The 17,385-nt window shown below is 46.3% G+C and carries 15 protein-coding genes; 4 read left to right on the forward strand and 11 right to left on the reverse strand.

What is annotated here, in order from left to right; translation table 11 throughout:
- The 9 genes from IJG50_09010 to IJG50_09050 all read right to left on the reverse strand — a co-directional run.
- Nucleotides 1-1,240: hypothetical protein (locus IJG50_09010; GenBank protein ID MBQ3379979.1), on the reverse strand; the 1,240-nt coding region annotated here is incomplete at its 3' end.
- A gap of 193 nt (nucleotides 1,241-1,433) precedes the next feature.
- Nucleotides 1,434-4,223 carry an acetoacetate decarboxylase family protein gene (locus tag IJG50_09015; protein MBQ3379980.1) on the reverse strand — a complete coding sequence of 930 codons (2,790 nt, stop codon included), beginning with the start codon at nucleotides 4,221-4,223 and terminating at the stop codon, nucleotides 1,434-1,436.
- 158 nt (nucleotides 4,224-4,381) lie between these two features.
- Nucleotides 4,382-5,602, reverse strand: coding sequence for a S41 family peptidase (locus IJG50_09020; GenBank protein ID MBQ3379981.1), 1,221 nt, complete (start codon nucleotides 5,600-5,602; stop codon nucleotides 4,382-4,384).
- A 93-nt stretch (nucleotides 5,603-5,695) separates the two neighbouring features.
- Nucleotides 5,696-6,874, reverse strand: a complete 1,179-nt coding sequence (locus IJG50_09025) for a peptidoglycan DD-metalloendopeptidase family protein (protein ID MBQ3379982.1) — start codon at nucleotides 6,872-6,874, stop codon at nucleotides 5,696-5,698.
- A 15-nt stretch (nucleotides 6,875-6,889) separates the two neighbouring features.
- Entirely contained in the window at nucleotides 6,890-7,777 is an 888-nt protein-coding gene (gene ftsX, locus IJG50_09030; protein ID MBQ3379983.1) for a permease-like cell division protein FtsX, read from the reverse strand.
- The gene (gene ftsE / locus IJG50_09035; GenBank protein ID MBQ3379984.1) at nucleotides 7,774-8,451 is read right to left on the reverse strand and encodes a cell division ATP-binding protein FtsE; all 678 of its coding nucleotides are present in this window, start codon (nucleotides 8,449-8,451) and stop codon (nucleotides 7,774-7,776) included. Before ftsE ends, ftsX begins: the two co-directional genes overlap by 4 nt.
- A gap of 271 nt (nucleotides 8,452-8,722) precedes the next feature.
- Nucleotides 8,723-9,808: a helix-turn-helix domain-containing protein gene (locus IJG50_09040; GenBank protein MBQ3379985.1), complete on the reverse strand. Its 1,086-nt coding sequence runs from the start codon at nucleotides 9,806-9,808 to the stop codon at nucleotides 8,723-8,725.
- Nucleotides 9,809-10,058: 250 nt separating this feature from the next.
- On the reverse strand, nucleotides 10,059-11,150 hold the full coding sequence (locus IJG50_09045) for an ABC transporter ATP-binding protein (GenBank protein ID MBQ3379986.1): 1,092 nt from the start codon (nucleotides 11,148-11,150) through the stop codon (nucleotides 10,059-10,061).
- 117 nt (nucleotides 11,151-11,267) lie between these two features.
- Nucleotides 11,268-11,975 (reverse strand): rRNA pseudouridine synthase, encoded by a 708-nt coding sequence (locus IJG50_09050; GenBank protein ID MBQ3379987.1) that lies wholly within the window; start codon nucleotides 11,973-11,975, stop codon nucleotides 11,268-11,270.
- A gap of 67 nt (nucleotides 11,976-12,042) precedes the next feature.
- Here IJG50_09050 and IJG50_09055 point away from each other — a divergent pair, with 67 nt between their 5' ends.
- Complete coding sequence (locus tag IJG50_09055; GenBank protein MBQ3379988.1) at nucleotides 12,043-12,516, forward strand: DUF4830 domain-containing protein; 474 nt, start codon at nucleotides 12,043-12,045, stop codon at nucleotides 12,514-12,516.
- Nucleotides 12,517-12,518: 2 nt separating this feature from the next.
- On the opposite strand, the gene IJG50_09060 is transcribed toward IJG50_09055, so the two are convergent.
- Nucleotides 12,519-13,292 carry a metallophosphoesterase gene (locus IJG50_09060; GenBank protein ID MBQ3379989.1) on the reverse strand — a complete coding sequence of 258 codons (774 nt, stop codon included), beginning with the start codon at nucleotides 13,290-13,292 and terminating at the stop codon, nucleotides 12,519-12,521.
- A 145-nt stretch (nucleotides 13,293-13,437) separates the two neighbouring features.
- On the opposite strand from IJG50_09060, the gene IJG50_09065 reads away from it, so the two are divergent.
- A complete protein-coding gene (locus IJG50_09065) occupies nucleotides 13,438-13,863 on the forward strand; it encodes an Rrf2 family transcriptional regulator (GenBank protein MBQ3379990.1) in 426 nt (141 codons plus the stop codon).
- A 48-nt stretch (nucleotides 13,864-13,911) separates the two neighbouring features.
- Here IJG50_09065 and cysK read toward each other — a convergent pair whose 3' ends face one another.
- On the reverse strand, nucleotides 13,912-14,841 hold the full coding sequence (gene cysK / locus IJG50_09070) for a cysteine synthase A (GenBank protein MBQ3379991.1): 930 nt from the start codon (nucleotides 14,839-14,841) through the stop codon (nucleotides 13,912-13,914).
- A gap of 345 nt (nucleotides 14,842-15,186) precedes the next feature.
- On the opposite strand from cysK, the gene hydE reads away from it, so the two are divergent.
- Both hydE and mnmA read left to right on the forward strand, forming a co-directional pair.
- On the forward strand, nucleotides 15,187-16,242 hold the full coding sequence (hydE, locus tag IJG50_09075; GenBank protein ID MBQ3379992.1) for a [FeFe] hydrogenase H-cluster radical SAM maturase HydE: 1,056 nt from the start codon (nucleotides 15,187-15,189) through the stop codon (nucleotides 16,240-16,242).
- A gap of 39 nt (nucleotides 16,243-16,281) precedes the next feature.
- Entirely contained in the window at nucleotides 16,282-17,355 is a 1,074-nt protein-coding gene (mnmA, locus tag IJG50_09080; GenBank protein ID MBQ3379993.1) for a tRNA 2-thiouridine(34) synthase MnmA, read from the forward strand.
- Nucleotides 17,356-17,385 lie beyond the last annotated feature (30 nt).

The raw sequence follows: 17,385 nt of genomic DNA on the forward strand, positions 1-17,385 counted from the left end.
CCTCCGCGTCCTCGCACTCCGCAAAAGAGAAGTCGGAAAAATGTCGCAGCACAAAGGTTGCCGTTCTTTTTTCTCTGTCTATATAGGGATGTATCACCTCATACGAGCCGTCTGCATGGTGGTGGAGAATATTAAGAAAATTAAGGTTTATGCCGTCCGGTATCGGAAGCGACACCTTAACGGGCACCGAAAGCTCTTCGTTCTCCGTTATTATGCTTTCATTCGTTTCTGCGTCCACGATATCCATTGAAAAGCTCACCGTATTCTTATACATAGTCGGCAGTACATGATCGTTTTCGGCTCTGTCGATTTTAAGCACGACCGACTGTCCCGCTTCGGCGTTAAGCCCTGCGCCGATGACCGAAACGTCGTTTTCGTCAATGACGCCGCTCATGTCGTCGGTCACTTCCACTTCCGGCGTTCTTTTCGCAAGCCGTTCGAGCTTGTCGATCAGTGCGGCGGCCTGAGTATTATGGATATCCGCGGTCATATTTACGGCCAGCTTGTCCGTATCAAGATTTCTCACCTGCTCTATTGCGTCCTCGATCTCTTCAGACGTGCTGTCTTCATCTATGTGCTTTGTAATATCATTCAAAGCGACTGAACTGTCGGAAATATATATAGGCTCACTCATTTCAGACCACTCGCTGCAAAGCGCCGTTGTAAGGTCGCCGCTTATCAGTTTAACCTTAAAGAAGTAATACCCCGTTCCCCATTTGGCAATGTATGATGGCGGTAATGATGAATCAGTATTCTTAAAAGTCCTTTTCCTTACGGACATGGAATCGGTCCCTCCGATATCTACGGGCTCTTCATTCAAATCGGGAGAAAAGAATATCCTGGTCTTTGTACCGAATACAAGCTCGGCTTCATCGTAATCCCAGTTCATCATGAACCGCCCTTTTTCAAGGCTCCAAAAAAGTCCGTAAGCCTCGGGGATACGCTCCGTCGGGGCTATAAACTGCCATGTGTCTGACTTTACCGTATTGCTGCTTGCATACTCCGTACCGTCGCCCACAGTCTGTACGGTGAAGTAATAATTTCCGCTTTCTTCAAAATTGCTCACGAAAGAAGAATAATAATAATTATATCCGCTGCCGTAAAAAGTCATATAAGCTATTCTTACATCTTCTTTATCCGTTTCCCGATAAACAGTTACCTTGTATAGGCCTTGTGACAGACTTGCCGGCATATGCGATATAAGCCCCGGAAACGGCTCGCCGTACTCGTTTACGCCCATTTAAGACCTGAAGGCTCGTCGAGTATGGTAAGAGAGGCGTCATCCTGTGCAAAAGCCGCAGGCGCCATCGTAAGAATAAGCATAACACAGAGAAATATTGCCGTCAGTCTTTTCATATCATCACCCTGTTTTTTAAGTTATTTGCAAACAAGGGAAAAGCGGCCCCGAAAATTGAGGCCGCTTCATAAAATCATCAGTTTATCTCGTCTCTGAAGGTCTTTAAGAATGTGCTCTTATCGTAGCGTCCGTAAATAAGCTTTGCAAGCACTTCCTTCGTGGGAACGCTCGCGGCAACCTCAAAGCTCTTTAAAAGGAGGTCGTTTACGCAGTATGCGCCGCCTATAACGTGTCTTACCGGCAGATCGTTCCACGCATCGTCAACGCTCGACTGAAGCTTTATCGTTGCAAAACCGGGCTTCCATTTCTTATAATCAAACTCGGTGGTGCTCTTTACCATGCTCGCCTGCTTTCTGTTGTATATGTAGAGGAACATATCCTGCGACTGCTTTTCGTCAAGCGAGGGATTACCGAACAGGCCGTGAGCAATGCGGTTGTTGTATTCGCCTATCTCCACTTTTGCGTCGAGAATCTGAACGCCGTGTCTTGCTATCATCACCTTCGCGGTGTTCCCGTCCTTCTGGAACTCAAATTCCGCACCGAGCTTCTTCGGATATCCGCCGTCGCGTCCTATCTGAGTCGCCATCTCCGCGCCCGCTCCGCCTAAAAGGAGCGCAGCGCAGTACCATCCGAGCTGCTTCTCATGATAGCAGAGGATATACATTACGGCTTCCTGATAGGGGCGCGCGAACGAAGGATCGTGTACGTCGCATGCCGAGATCATTACTACGGGCATACTGTAAGGCTTTAAGGGTGCGGGAAGCGCCTTCTTTATAGCTGCGGGGTCCGTCATGTAGAGCATATACAGACCTTCCTGATTCGACATCATGGAGTAGCTTATGAACTTCTTGAGCATCGGAACGGATGCGGCAAAGCCGAACTCCTCATCCTTTTTTACGAAGAGGTTTCTTGCCGTTTCGTAGCCTGTCCTCGTTGCGGGAGCTATAACGCCGGAGCGGACAGCATTGCCTACAATATGAACGTCTATTCCCTTTTCCTTAAGCTCGTTGTAAAGAGCGTTGTTCGGCTTTTCGCCAAGCGAAAGCACTACTGCGTCGGCGGGAACCGTAACGTCCTCGTTGCTCTCAAGATTGGTAAGCACGACGCCGTCGGCCTTTATCTCCTTTAATGAATGGAGCATCATAAATTTAACGCCGAACTTCCTAAGTCTCATGGATACGTCGCCCACATTGGTGGGGTTTGCGCCCTGACCCGCTCTCTTTACCATGTCGGCGACAGTCACCTTATTGCCGCCGGCGCAGAGAAATTCCGCCGTTTCAAGGCCTGTAAGGCCGGCGCCGACAAGCACGATATTCTTATCCTTAAGCTGAGTCTTGCCCGAAAGCACGTCCTCAACTGTGTATACGTTGTCGTTTTTAATTCCAGGAATGCTCTCCGGCACTACCGGAGTCGCGCCTGTCGCGATTATTACTGCGTCGGGCGACTGAGCCTCTATATCGGCCGCCGTTATTTCTTTATTCAGCTCCACCTTAACGCCGAGACGCTCGAATTCGTTTTCGTAGTAGTCGGTCACCCACTGCATACGCTCCTTGTGCGGAGGAATTTTAGCAAGATTTACAGCACCGCCGAGCTTGTCGGCCTTTTCGTAAAGCGTAACGTCGGTGCCGCGCATCGCAAGCGTCTGAGCCGCGATCATGCCTGCAGGGCCGCCGCCTACGACTATCGCTTTATGACCCTCAGTATCGGGCTTCTCAAATCCGTATTTGTATTCGCGGCCGAGGCGCGGATTTACGGCGCACTCGAACGGTACGCCCTTCATCATATCCTGCATAAGGCTTCCGAAGCAGTGCATGCACGATATGCACTTGCGTATCTCCTTCTCGCGTCCCTCCTGCATCTTTCTGCCCCAGTCCTCGTCTGCAAGCCAGCTTCTGCCGGATGCTACGAAGTCCACGATGCCGTTTTCAACATAGGAATTCGCAACCTCGGGTTCGCGGATAACGGAAACGGCGATAACAGGCAGCGAAACGCTGTCTTTAACGGCCTTTATAAGATTGCCTCTCCAACCCTGCGGGAAGGATATGGGCTCTATCGAGGTAACGCCCGTCTCATACATACCGCAGGTTACGTCAAGCACGTCTATGCCGAGCTTTTCAAGCTCTTTTGATATCTTTATGCCTTCCTTTAAGTCGATGTACGGCTCTTTTACGCCGGTCTGATTTAAAAACTCGTCAACGGTAAGGCGAACGCTTATCGGGAAATCGGGGCCGCACTTTTCGCGTATTCCCTTTATTATCTCGGTGATAAAGCGCATACGGTTCTCAAAGCTGCCGCCGTATTCGTCGTCGCGCTTATTAGTATAGGGGCTTAAAAACTGATTGATAAGATAACCGTGAGCGGCGTGTATCTCAACGCCGTCGCAGCCGGCCTTCTTAACTCTTACGGCGCCGTCTATGAACTGCCCGACGAGCTCTTTTACTTCGCTGTTCTCAAGCGCTCTCGTGGGCTGACGTGAAAGCTTGCACTCGATAGCGGAAGGGGCGGTGCAAAATGGCTCGGAATTGAGCTTTATCATTCCCTCGCGGCCGGGATGCTGCAGCTGGATGAATATCTTCGTGCCGTGTCTCTGAACGGCCTGAGCAAGACGCGAGAGCGGCTCGATATGTCTGTCCTTCGTTACGGAAAGCTGACAGAGCGCGCCGGGACCGTGCTCGTCGTTTATACGGGTGATGCCTGTTATGATAAGTCCCGCGCCGCCCTTTGCGCGCGCCTCGTAGTAGGCTATCATATCCTCTGACGGGGTACCGTCAAGATTGGCAAGACCGTGCTCCATAGCCGTCATTACGAGACGGTTCTTTATCTTTAGTTTTCCTATTTTTCCTTCCTCAAAAAGCTTTGAATACATTTGCGCACCTCCGAAAATTTTTAAAGTTTATGCCATGATCCGACACCGGTTTTCAAATGTTATTTTATTTATTGTACCATATTATGAAAATCAGTACAATAATTTTTACTTTAAATGTGAAAAAAAGATAAAAGCTTTTAAGCCTTTATCTTTTTATCTTATTCGCCTTCCAGTATATCGAGCGCGGCGCGCATCTGCGGGTCTTCGTTCTCGTTAAGCGCGAATATATGTCTCCTCTGCTCGTCGGAGAGCTCTACTACGACGTCGGGCTCTATGCCCACGCCTTCAAAATTCGCTCCCGAAGCCGTATAATACATCTCCGTAACTATTGATATCACGCTTCCGTCGCTTAACGGGAAAGTTGAAATGGCGCAGCCCTTTCCGTACGTCCTCGTGCCGACTATCAGCGCCTTATTATAATCCCTCAGAGAACCCGCGAACAGCTCCGACGCGCTGGCAGTCGATTCGTTAACAAGCACGCACATCGGAACGTCTATCTCTTTTGAATCGGAGGCATACACTTTTTCGTGTCCTTCTTTATCTACAAGTTTTACTATATCGCCCTCGGGCAGTATCTCGTCAAGTACGCTGACTATGCTCTGAAGCCCGCCGCCTGTATTGTTCCTTAAATCGAATATTATACCCGAGAGTCCTGCGCCGTTTGTCAGTTTATCAAGCTCGTTTAATGCGTCGGTAAAACCGTCGTATGTTACGTCGTTGAAGCTTCTTATGCGTATGTAGCCTATATTCCCCTCAAGCATCCTAAAGTTTACGGCGTCAACATCTATCGTTTTTCGCGTTATAACAAAGGAAAGCTCTTCCTCTCCCCTTAAAACGTCAAGCTGCACGTCGGTATCAGCCTCTCCCAGCACAAGGTCAACTCCGTTTTGATATCCCACCTCGTAAACGCTCGTGCCGTCAACTCCGATTATTATATCGCCCGTGAGAAGTCCCGCCTCTTTTGCGGGGGAATCCTCGTATACTTCGATTATTTCTATGAGGTCGTCATCAGTCGCCGTAGCGGTAACGCCTATACCGGTAAAATGCCCCTCGGTTTCTTCGTTCTGACGCTTTCTCCCCTCGGCATTCGTATAATAAGAATATCTGTCGCCCAGCGCACGGATATACATAAACAGCGCTACGTCCTCCATATTTTCATGATCGACGACAGTTTCCCCCTCCGGATTTATATAATAATTGTCTACAATGGCGTTTATTTCGCTTACCTTTGATGCAAGGCCCGAATTATGCGAGGTGAACGCCGATGCCGACGCGCCCGATTTGAAAAAAAATCCGCACGCCGCTGCCGTTACGATACATACGAGTAGCATGGCCCAGATCAAAGTACCTATGCTTACTTTTTTTCTGTCGTTATTCATATATCATTTGCCTTTCAAATATTATTTGACTCTTAAAAAGTTATACGCCGCATATATCCATACGCGGCGTACTTAGGATTTAGTTCTACGGATCTATTTGAAATAACTCATGGGATTGACGAGCGAGCCGTTTATTCTTATCTCAAAATGGAGATGATTGCCGGTAGCGTATCCCGTAGAGCCCACCGTTCCGACCTGCTGTCCTTTCGTTACCGTCTGCCCCGTCGAAACGCTTCTCGAGCTCATATGAGCGTAAAGCGTCGTCCTGCCGCCGCCGTGGTCAATGACCACGTAGTTTCCGTATGCCCCGTTCCGCGTGGATGTGATAACGGTACCGGCGTTTGCCGCCACTATTTTGGTACCTTTCGGCGCGGGCAGGTCTACGCCCGTATGAAGCTTGTAAACTTTAAGCGTCGGATGAAAGCGCATTCCGAAAGGAGACGATATCGTTGAGTATCCCGGAAGCGGCCAACCGAACACGCCTCCGACGTATTCCTTCGCGGCCTGCGTTTTCTTCTGTTCGGCTAAGATCCTGTCTATTTCGGCCTGCACCTGATTTGCTTCTTTTTCTGCTATGGAATACTGCTCCTTCAAATACGCCTCGTCATTCGTAAGCTTATCTATTATCGCCTGGCTTTCGGCGCTTCTCTGCTGAAGCTCCTGCTGCTTTTCAACGATCTGGGCTTTTGCGTCCTCAGTTTCGGAGAGGCTGGTCTCAAGTTCGGCCTTTGCGGCCTTAAGCTGCGCGCTCGTGGCCTTCATATCATCAATAAGGCGGTTGTCGCGCTCCATTATGCTTGTTACAAATTCCATGCGCGTAAGAAACGCAAAATATGAAGTTGATTCTAAAAGCACCTCAAGATATGACGACTCTCCGTCCTCATACATTACGCGAACGCGCCCTTTAAACTGCGCTATCTGATTGTCAAGCTTTATCTGAAGCTCATCTATCTCCGTCTGCTTCTCGCTTATCTGAGTCTCATAATCGGCAATAAGCGCGTTTAAAGTCTTGATCTCCTGCTCGGTAAGCGCTATCTCCTGCTCAAGCTTATCTTTATACGCCATTTCATTGCTTTTGTCGTTTTTTATGGCGTTTATCTCATTCTGGATTTTCGATTTTTGTGAAGCCAGTGACGTAAGCTGATTTTTCTTTGATGAAATGTCATTCGCTGCAGACGCAGAGAAGTTCGTAGCCATTGGCAGAACGGCCATAATAAGGAAGGCAACAACGATCACTATTGCAATAACAGCTATCCACTTCTTCTTTTTCATGTTTACCTCCTTTTATCAGACTTTGAGGTATTTCCTTATCGCAAATGCGCTGCCTATAACGCCTATCAGTATTCCCACTCCATAGAATATAAGCGCAAGCGTTCCGCTCATCGCACCGAAATCAAGCAGCTTAACAATATTTATGCCCTCAAATACGTTGTCAACAAAATATGTATATAAGTACCACGAGCAAAAATATGCAAGAGTTGCCGCAAGAAGCCCGATTATAAGACCCTCGATGACAAACGGCCACCTAATGAACCAGTTCGTCGCGCCCACGAATTTCATTATGTTTATCTCCTTGCGCCGCGCAACAGTGGCAAGGCGTATCGTATTGTATATAATGAATACGGAAAGCGCAAGAAGTATAATGAAAAAGGCAAATGCCGCTATCGAAAATACGTTTCTTAGGCTGATTATATTATTCGTAACAAATTCGTTATGACGTACCTTGATAACGCCGGGGATCATTTTTACCGATTCGGCAACAGCGCCGCTGTCCTCGATATCGTCTACAAAAATTCTGTAAGAATGGCGTAACGGGTTGTCGCTCTCAAGCTCGGCCATGATATCATCCGCGCCCTCCAGCTGTCCCTCAAATGTCTTTAAAGCCTCGGAATTCGATACGAATATGCTCTCCTTTACATGAGGAACGGCGTCAATGACATATTTCAAGTCCTGCGCCTCTTCCAAAGTGAGCACCTCGTCTACAAATGCAACTATCTCGTCTTGTTCCTCTATATTTTTAAGATTTAAGTCTATATTTTCAGTAGTTAAAATAAATATACCTATTATGACAAGACACGAAAGCAGTATCGCTATCGACGCTATACCCATAAAGCCCTGTGTGAAGGTGTTTTTCAGACCTTCTTTAATAAAGTAAAATGCGTTTATTCTTTTCATTCCTGCCCGACACCAACCTTATCGTAAAGAATCTGTCCTCCGTCAAGCTGAATAACGCGTTTTTTCATTCGTCTCACAAGACTGAGCTCGTGCGTTACGACGATTATAGTTGTGCCGCGATCGTTTATCGCCTGGAAAAGGTCCATTATTTCACGCGACATATTTGGGTCTACGTTACCTGTAGGCTCATCCGCGATAAGTATCGACGGCGAGTTTATTATCGCTCTGGCTATGGCCACACGCTGCTGTTCACCGCCAGAAAGCTGCGTGGGATAAGCCTTCGCCTTATGCGAAAGCCCCACGAGCGAAAGCACATGAGGCACTCTTGCCCTTATCTCCTTAGCCGGCGCGTTTACTATGCGCATGGCAAAAGCCACGTTTTCATATACCGTTTTATTGTCGATAAGCCTGAAATCCTGAAAGACTACGCCCACCGTTCTGCGAAGATACGGTATCTGGCTGTTTCTTAAAGTCTTAAGCCTATATTTATTTACTACGACCTCGCCGGAGTCAAACGCTTCCTGGCGTGTTATAAGTTTAGTTATTGTAGTTTTTCCTGCGCCCGAAGTGCCGATTATGAACACAAATTCGCCCTGATCTATTCTGAAACTAACATTTTCAAGAGCCTTTGTGCCGTTTGCATACGTCTTGGTGACCTTGTTGAACAGTACCATTTTAAGACCCCCTTTTGCCCTGCAAAACCGCAGTATACAAACAAGCGTTTTTTCACCGATTATCGCTATTATAATAATTATGCGCCGACTTTTCAAGCAAAAAAGCGCTTAAAGCCGCAAAATTCACATAACATTCACAAAAAGAAACTTTTTATTCATAATTATGCCTCGTAATTCGTTATAAGATAAAAAACGCGATATTAAAAAAGAACGCGAGATCTCCCCGCGTTCTTTAAAGCATCTTAAAATACTTAGCTTATCGTTCGATTTATTAAAACTTTGTCGGATTTGACGTTAAGTATTTCTTTACCATAAGCGCCACTTTGAAAATGATCGCATGGTCGAATTCTCTTAAATCAAGTCCCGTGATCTTTCTTATTTTTTCTATCCTGTACACAAGCGTATTTCGATGCACGAACAGCTTTCTCGACGTTTCCGATACGTTCAGGTTATTTTCAAAGAACTTCTGTATCGTAAACAAAGTCTCGTTGTCAAGCGACTCAAGCGAGCCCTTCTTTAATACTTCCTGCAAAAACATCTCGCACAGCGTCGTGGGAAGCTGATATATAAGGCGGCCTATACCCAGATTCTCATAGCTTATTATAAGCTTCTCCTCGTCGAATATTTTGCCGACCTCGAGCGCTATTTCAGCCTCCTTGAAGGAGCGCGCAAGATCCTTTAAGTCGGTCACCATCGTGCCGATGCCGACAATGGATTTTACAAAAAGCTCACCGTGCAGCGTATTAACTATAGTGCGCGCCGTTTTTTCAAAATCCTTTAGAGTAGCTGTGCTTTTTACTTCGTTTACAAGTACGATATCGTTTTCGTTGATATTTACGACGAAATCGCGGTTCCTGTTCGGGAACAGATTTGAAATGATGTCAAACACCGAAAAATCGGTCGAATCGATGGTTCGTATAAGAAATACAACGCGGCTCGTATCATTTTGAAAATGAAGCTCCTTGCTCTTAACGTAAATATCGTCAAAAAGCACGTTGTCTAAAATAATATTCTTTACAAAGGTGCTCTTTTCATATTTTTCATCATAATACTGCTTTACGCTGTTCAAAGAAACGCCGATCATATTTGCAAACGTTAACGCAAGCTCGTCCTCACCCTCGACAAAAACGATAAAATCAAGATGCGTTTTCGTGCCGAAAGGCTTATACGTATATCCGCTTTGAACAAGCTTTTCAAATCCCTGATTTACATTTACGGACACCTCGTCACGTGATGTGCCCATCATAGCAAGATTAGTGCAGGCGATAACGGTACCTGCTTCATCAAGCACGCCGATAGTGCGGTCAACCGCGTCCTTCATCTCATGTATAACGCCCTGAAACAATCTTCCCGACATTTTAACCTCCCAAACCGCCGCATCGGATAACAGACTGCTGCCGTCTGCGGTAAATTTTGACGGCGCAAACACCTGACATATGGCTAAAATCTTATGCAAATCAACTGTATTATGTTATTATGCACAATAATTCTACATAATCTCACATTATATTTTATAGTAAATTCTCAAGAAATACAATACCTTGTCAAAAGTTTTTTTGCTATAAAAAAGAAAGCGACGAATTTTTGTTCGCGCTTTCTTTTTTGAGTCAAAATATCGTTTTGCCGGTGTCTCTGTCAAATATAAAGAATGAGCCTTTGCCTGCCTGAAGAGCAACTTTGTCGCCTTTTTTTATAGTCTCATCTATTGTTATATTTGCTTCAAATAATTTGCTCTTAAAAAGCCCTTTTCTTACTCCGTTTTCTTCCGTTATCTCTTCTATTCTACCCTTGACGCCCTTTTCCGCGTTTTTTTCGGGCCTTAGCGGATTGCGGCGGATACCTACCGTAACTTCGCGTTCAACATAGCTTTTAAGCTTTTTGTTTTCGGGGGCGTCAATAGGTATCACTACAGATGCTTTATCAATAAAAAGCTCCAATCCGCCCTCTTCGTTCTCATTCAGCACGCCTTCCGTCGTCGTCATATTGAATTTGTTTATAAACTGCGCCACATAGACGTTCGTCGGATTTTCGTAGATTTTTTCAACGCTGTCTATCTGCTGTATATATCCGTTTTTGAGTACAACGGTACGCGCCTTTATGGCAAGCGCCTGCTCGGGATTATTTGTCGCAACTATCACTGTGTACCTGAATTTTTTATTGACCTCTACTATGGCGTTCCAAAAGAGCTCCTGCTCAGGCGACGGAATATCGGGAAACGGCTCGTCTATCAGTATGATCTTAGGCTCCCTTATCACGGCGCGCGCAAGTATAAGGTTAAAGCTTTCCGCCGAAGTAAGATTCTCCGGAAGCTTTTTAAGCGTATCGGATATGCCCATATCCTCCGCCGTTTTCATTATCCTGTTATGACGTTCTTCTTTGGAGCACTTAACAAGCCTTAAGCTGAAATCGAGATTATCATATACTGTATGCCCCGGATAAAAAGTATGACTGGGAAATATAACGGCGACTTCTCTCTCCTTGGGAAGTAACCCCGCGCAGTTGTGCTGATCTATGAATATTTCTCCTTCATCAGCCGTTTCCAATCCGCAGATCATATTGATAATGGTGCTTTTTCCCGAGCCCTTCGGACCCGCAAGAACTGTAAGCTCGCCTTTTGTCAGTTCGAGATTGAAATTGGAAACGGCGTTTATCCCATTTCCGTAACGTTTTGATACTCCTTTAAGCAATAATCCGGACATCTTTATTACCCCCGTATTTTTTTGCATGAATATATATTACCACAAAAAACGATGTGCGGACGTTAAAATGTATCAAATCGGAAAATTTTACTCATTGCACAAAAAACATTTTCAAAATCAATCGATTTTAACAAAAACACTCGCGCGTTCTTCATCGCTAAGCTCCCTTGCGCTGCCTTCTTTTAAATCATCGGGAAGCCTAAGTCCGCCGAAGGATATGCGCCTAAGCTCGACTACGCTGTTCCCTCTCGCGCCGAACATTTGCTTTATCTGATGATACCTTCCCTCGCTTATTGTAACTCTTGCGCTGCGCTCTCCCGTTATAACAAGCTCTGCGCTCTTTGTAAGATATCCGCCTTCGATGTATATGCCGTCTTTGAACGCCTTCACATCATCTTCGCCTACCGGGCAAGAAAGCGTAACAAGATATGTCTTTTTTACATGGGACTTTGGCGACAATGCCTCATGTGCGAACTGACCGTCGTTCGTCAGTATCATAAGGCCCGTTGTATATTTGTCAAGCCTGCCCGCCACGAAAAGCGAGCGGCCCTTATATTCTTCGGGCAAAAGCTCCATCACGGTGCGCTCGGCCTTGTCTTGTGTCGCGCTTACGTATCCTGCGGGCTTATTTAGCATGATATAAAGATACGGCTTATACTCAATAGTTCTTCCGTCAAGCGTTACAGTATCGCGCGTTTCGTCTATTTTCATATCGGGCGAGCGCACGGGCACGGCGTTCACGCTTACCCTCCCCTGTCTTATCAGCTTTTTTATCTCGCTTCGGCTTTCGCTTGTACATTCCGAAAGCATTTTGTCAAGTCTCATGCCGCTACCTCTTTATCATATTTTTAAGTTTTGAAAATATATATCTTAAAGAAAAGGAAGTGAGTGTATGTTTATTTTTACTTTTAAGGCCACAAAAAAGCGCGCCGTTATATTCTTTATAGCTGCATGTCTCATTGTCGGCGCTTTTATGTTCGCGCAAAGCCTGCAAAAAAGCGCTTCTGTTTCGGCAGAAGCTGATGAAAAGACGGGGATCTCAAACAATGAACAGCGCGTATTCTACCTTGAAAGCATGGGCTATCTCGTAAATCCCGACCCTTTAGAAACAGAAGAGATACAAATACCGGATGACTTCGGCGACGTCTATTCGCGCTATAACGAGCTTCAGAAAGCAGTCGGCTTCGACCTTGAGCCATACCGCGGTGAGCACTGCATGAGATACACTTATCAAATACACAACTTCGATGAAGCCGAATATACCGTATACGCAGATCTCATTACCAAAGACGGACGCGTTATAGGCGGAGACATATGCAGCCGCGAGCTTGACGGTTTTATGCTTCCTTTAAAGCCGCTCGAATAGCGTTACTTGCCCATAAGCGTTACTATCACAAGCTGCTGAGGATTGAATAAGCGCAGCAAATGGCGCTCTATTGCCAATCCCCGGCTTATTATGAGCTTTAATCCGTCAACATCGTACTCCCCTTCGCTAAGCTCGGGGAAAAGCCCCTGGCCGGAAGAATATAAGCCGCGTTTCTTAAACGGCGTTCGTATCTGCCCCCCGTGCGTATGACCGCTGAGCGCGGCGTCAAAACCGTATCCCGCAAAGTATCTTGCCATATGCGGCTTATGGAGGAGAAGTATCTTCGCAAGGCGCTCCGCTTTAAGCGGCTCAAGCGCCTTTTTTGCGTCCTCAAGCCAAAGCTCGGCGCTTTCATAGCCGCTTTCGTCGTCAAGACCGGCCAAAATGAATTCGCAGCCCGAAACGTTCAGTCTCACGTATTCGTTAGTAAGCACCTTTATTCCGAACCGCGCCATATCCTCTTTTATCTTAGGCACATCGTCTCGTCTGTATTCGTGGTTCCCCGTCACGTAGAACGACGGTATGCGGGGCGCAAGCTTTTGTGCAAAAACATACGCGCCGCGCTCGGATATTTTTTCGTCAACGATATCTCCGGCAAGCAAGGCAATATCGGGCGACTGTGAAAAAATAAGCGATAAAATGCTGTCTTGCTCGTTTCTGTACATATAGCTGTGAAGGTCGCTTATAAGCGCGATCTTAAGCGCGCTCCCCGCAGGCAGCTTTGGCGTGTATATATCAAAATTTGTTACTTCTATATTGCGTTCACGCGTGAACATCAACAAATCTCCTTTTTTATATGCATAAACATCCTTAGCTATTATACCAAAGCATTCGCTTCCTGACACACCGTTTTGTAAAAAATATTTATTGATTTTAAAAAAACCCTGTGATATACTAGGTTTATAGGGGAGGTATACTAACATGATGATATCAACAAGGGGGCGTCACGCCCTGAGCGTAATGCTGGACCTTGCAGAGCATGAAGGACAGGGATCTGTGCCGCTCAAAGATATTGCTGCCCGCCATGAGATCTCGGAAAAATATCTTGAAAGCATTGTGGCTATTTTAAGCAAAGCCGGATTTGTTTCAGGGGTGCGCGGAAAAGGCGGCGGCTATACTCTCACAAAAGAACCCAATATGTACACTGTAGGAAGTATACTTAAACTTACGGAGCTGAGCCTTTCGCCCGTGTCCTGCGTGGGAGACAAAGCAAGCGTATGCGACCATGCCGAAAAATGCATTACGCTTCCGATGTGGGAGCGTCTCGACTCCATGATCAATAATTATCTTGAAAGCATAACGATATGCGATCTGCTTAACCGCGAATACAACTGCTGTGAAAAATAATAAAAGTCTCGGATCATCCGTATGACCCGAGACTTTTGTTTTTATATATCACTCACTGAACATTGCAGTGGAAAGGTATCTCTCGCCTGTATCCGGAAGCAGCGCGACTATCACTTTCCCCTTGTTTTCGGGACGCTTTGCAAGCTCCGAGGCAGCCCATAGAGACGCGCCCGACGAAATGCCTACAAGCAGCCCTTCCTCCTTTGCAAGCTCGCGTCCCACCGAAAAGGCGTCTTCGTGGTCAACGGGGATTATCTCGTCATAGATATCGGTGTTGAGCGTATCGGGAACAAAGCCGGCTCCTATGCCCTGTATCTTATGCGGTCCCGCAGTACCCTTTGAAAGCACAGGCGATGTAGAGGGCTCGACGGCCACGATCTTAACATTGGGATTTTGGCTCTTTAAGTATTCGCCCACGCCCGTAAGCGTACCGCCAGTGCCGACGCCGGCTACAAATATATCTACCTTTCCGTCTGTATCTCTCCAGATCTCGGGACCCGTAGTCGCCTTATGTATCGCCGGGTTTGCCGGATTTGTAAACTGACTGGGGATAAAGCTGTTTTCTATACTCTCCGAAAGCTCCTTTGCCTTTTCAATAGCGCCCTTCATACCTTTAGAGCCGTCGGTTAAAACAAGCTGCGCGCCGTATGCTTTCAAAAGATTTCTTCTCTCAACGCTCATTGTTTCAGGCATTGTAAGTATTATTTTGTATCCTCTCGAAGCCGCTACCGACGCAAGGCCTATGCCTGTATTTCCGCTCGTAGGTTCTATTATTACCGCGCCCGGCTTTAAAACGCCCTTCTCTTCGGCGTCGTCTATCATTGCTTTTGCAATTCTGTCCTTAACGCTGCCTGCCGGATTAAAGTATTCGAGCTTTGCGTAAACATCAGTCAGAAGTCCGCGCTTTTTTGAAAAGCCTTCAAGCTTTAAAAGCGGAGTATTGCCTATAAGGTCAGTTATTTTATTATATACTTTCATGGTTTATTCTCCTTTTTTATATTTATCTTTATATATATTCGGTTACGCGATGTTTCACCTTCAACATCGCGCCCAAAGGCTTATCGGTCTCATCGAATTACCTCCTTGATTTAATTCCCATTAAACCTAGCTATTTTATAGGCTTAATTATAGCACTCCTTTTTTCTCTTGTCAATACGAATATATATTTTTTCTTTTTCTTGACAAAAACAACGATCGGACATACAATTTAATCATATTATTCATATAGGTTTAATATATTTGACGCAGTTTTTGATCAGCTGTATATTTTATTTGTCTTATATGATATTATAAACGTATAAAGCATTTGGGAGTAACGGACAAATGACGGATTTAAAAGGCTTGATAAAAAAGCTTAAAGACGAGCGCACGCTTTCGGACAGCGAGCTTAAAGAGATCATGCTTTGCGAAAGCGAAAAAGATGCGCTCTACAGCTGTGCAGACGACGTAAGGCGTTCCATATACGGCGATAAAGTATATATACGCGGTCTTATTGAATTTACCAATCACTGCAAAAACAACTGCTACTACTGCGGTATACGAAGGGGCAATCAAACTCTTTTTCGGTACAGGCTTTCAAAAGACGAGATACTTGAATGCTGCACGGAAGGCTACGCTCTCGGTTTTCGCACCTTTGTGCTTCAAGGAGGAGAGGACCCTTATTTCAAAGACGACGTGATGTGCGATATCATCTCTGCCGTGCGAGAAAGCTTTCCCGACTGCGCCATAACGCTTTCCGTGGGTGAAAAGCCTAAAGAGAGTTACCGCGCCTATTTTGAAGCAGGTGCAAACCGCTATCTTCTGCGGCATGAAACTGCCGAAGAAGAGCATTATAAAAAGCTTCACCCCGAAAGCATGAGTCTTAAAAACAGGAAAAAGTGCCTTTATGATCTGAAAGAGATCGGCTTTGAGGTTGGATCGGGATTCATGGTAGGCTCGCCTTATCAGACGCTTGACGATCTTGTTGCGGATCTGCGTTTTTTGCAACAGCTTCAGCCTGAAATGATCGGCATAGGACCATATATTACGCATCCCGCCACTCCGTTCGCCGATAAGGAAAACGGCAGCTTTCCGCTTACGCTGAGCCTCATTTCCATACTTCGCCTTATGTTCCCCTATGCGCTTATCCCAGCGACAACGGCGCTCGGCACTATTCATCCCGAGGGACGCGAGATGGGGCTTCGTGCGGGCGCAAACGTAGTTATGCCTAATCTCTCCCCCGTGCGAACGAGAGCGCTTTACGAGCTTTATGAGAATAAGATATGCACCGGAGAAGAATCGGCTCAGTGCCTCGGATGCCTCCGACGGCGCATAGAAAGCGCAGGCTACAGGATAGTAACAGACATAGGAAGCGCAAAGCGCGACCCCGGGCTTATTTAACTTAAGTCGGCAATATATAAAAAAGAGGTAACTTTCATTATGAACAACAGGGCAATTATTGCAATGAGCGGCGGCGTAGACTCAAGCGTTGCAGCTCTTATCATGAAAGAAAACGGATATGACTGCATAGGCGTTACTATGCGGCTGTTTTCAAACGAGGATATAAAAGTTTCAAACGAACGCACCTGCTGTTCTCTTGACGATGCGGAAGATGCGCGCGCAGTCGCCCGCTCTCTCGGCATACCGCACTATGTCTTTAACTTTTCCGATAAATTTAAGGAATATGTTATCGAAAGATTTATATATGCATATGAAAACGGCATGACCCCCAATCCGTGCATAGACTGCAACAGATATCTGAAATTTGACAAGATGTTCCTTCGCGCGCAAGAGCTCGGCTGCGACCGCGTCGTAACGGGACATTACGCGAGGATCGAATTCGACGAAAAATCGGGACGATATCTTTTAAAAAAAGGCTCCGATCCAAAAAAGGACCAAAGCTACGTGCTCTATTCAATGACGCAGGAGCAGCTAAAGCACACGATATTCCCGCTAGGCGCCATGACGAAAGCGCAGATACGAAAGATCGCCGAAAAAAACGGCTTTGTAAACGCCAAAAAGCACGACAGCCAGGATATATGCTTTGTCCCCGACGGAAAATATGCCGATTTTATCGAACGATACACGGGCAGAACGTACCCCGAGGGCGATTTTATAGATATAAGCGGACATGTGCTGGGCAGACATAAGGGCATAATAAGATACACCGTAGGACAAAGAAAAGGACTTGGGCTTTCCATGCCCGAGCCCGTATATGTGTCAAAAATAGATCCGCTTGATAATACGGTCACGCTTTCAAAAAACAGCGAGCTTTTTTCAAACGTGCTTATCGCAAAGAACATAAACCTTATCCCCGTAAAAGAAATAACCTCTCCCATACGTCTTACGGCCAAGGTGCGCTACCGTCATCCCGAGTCTCCGGCTTTAGTCACTCAGCTTGACCGAGACGTCATAAGAGTTGAATTCGAAACGCCGCAGCGCGCTGTTACGCGCGGTCAGGCCGTCGTATTATATGACGGCGACGTCGTGTTCGGCGGAGGAACTATCGTTTAGGCGCGCTAAAAAAGCATTTTATCAAAGGGG

It is taken from the genome of Clostridia bacterium (assembly GCA_017405765.1).
Lineage (GTDB): Bacteria > Bacillota > Clostridia > Oscillospirales > RGIG577 > RGIG577.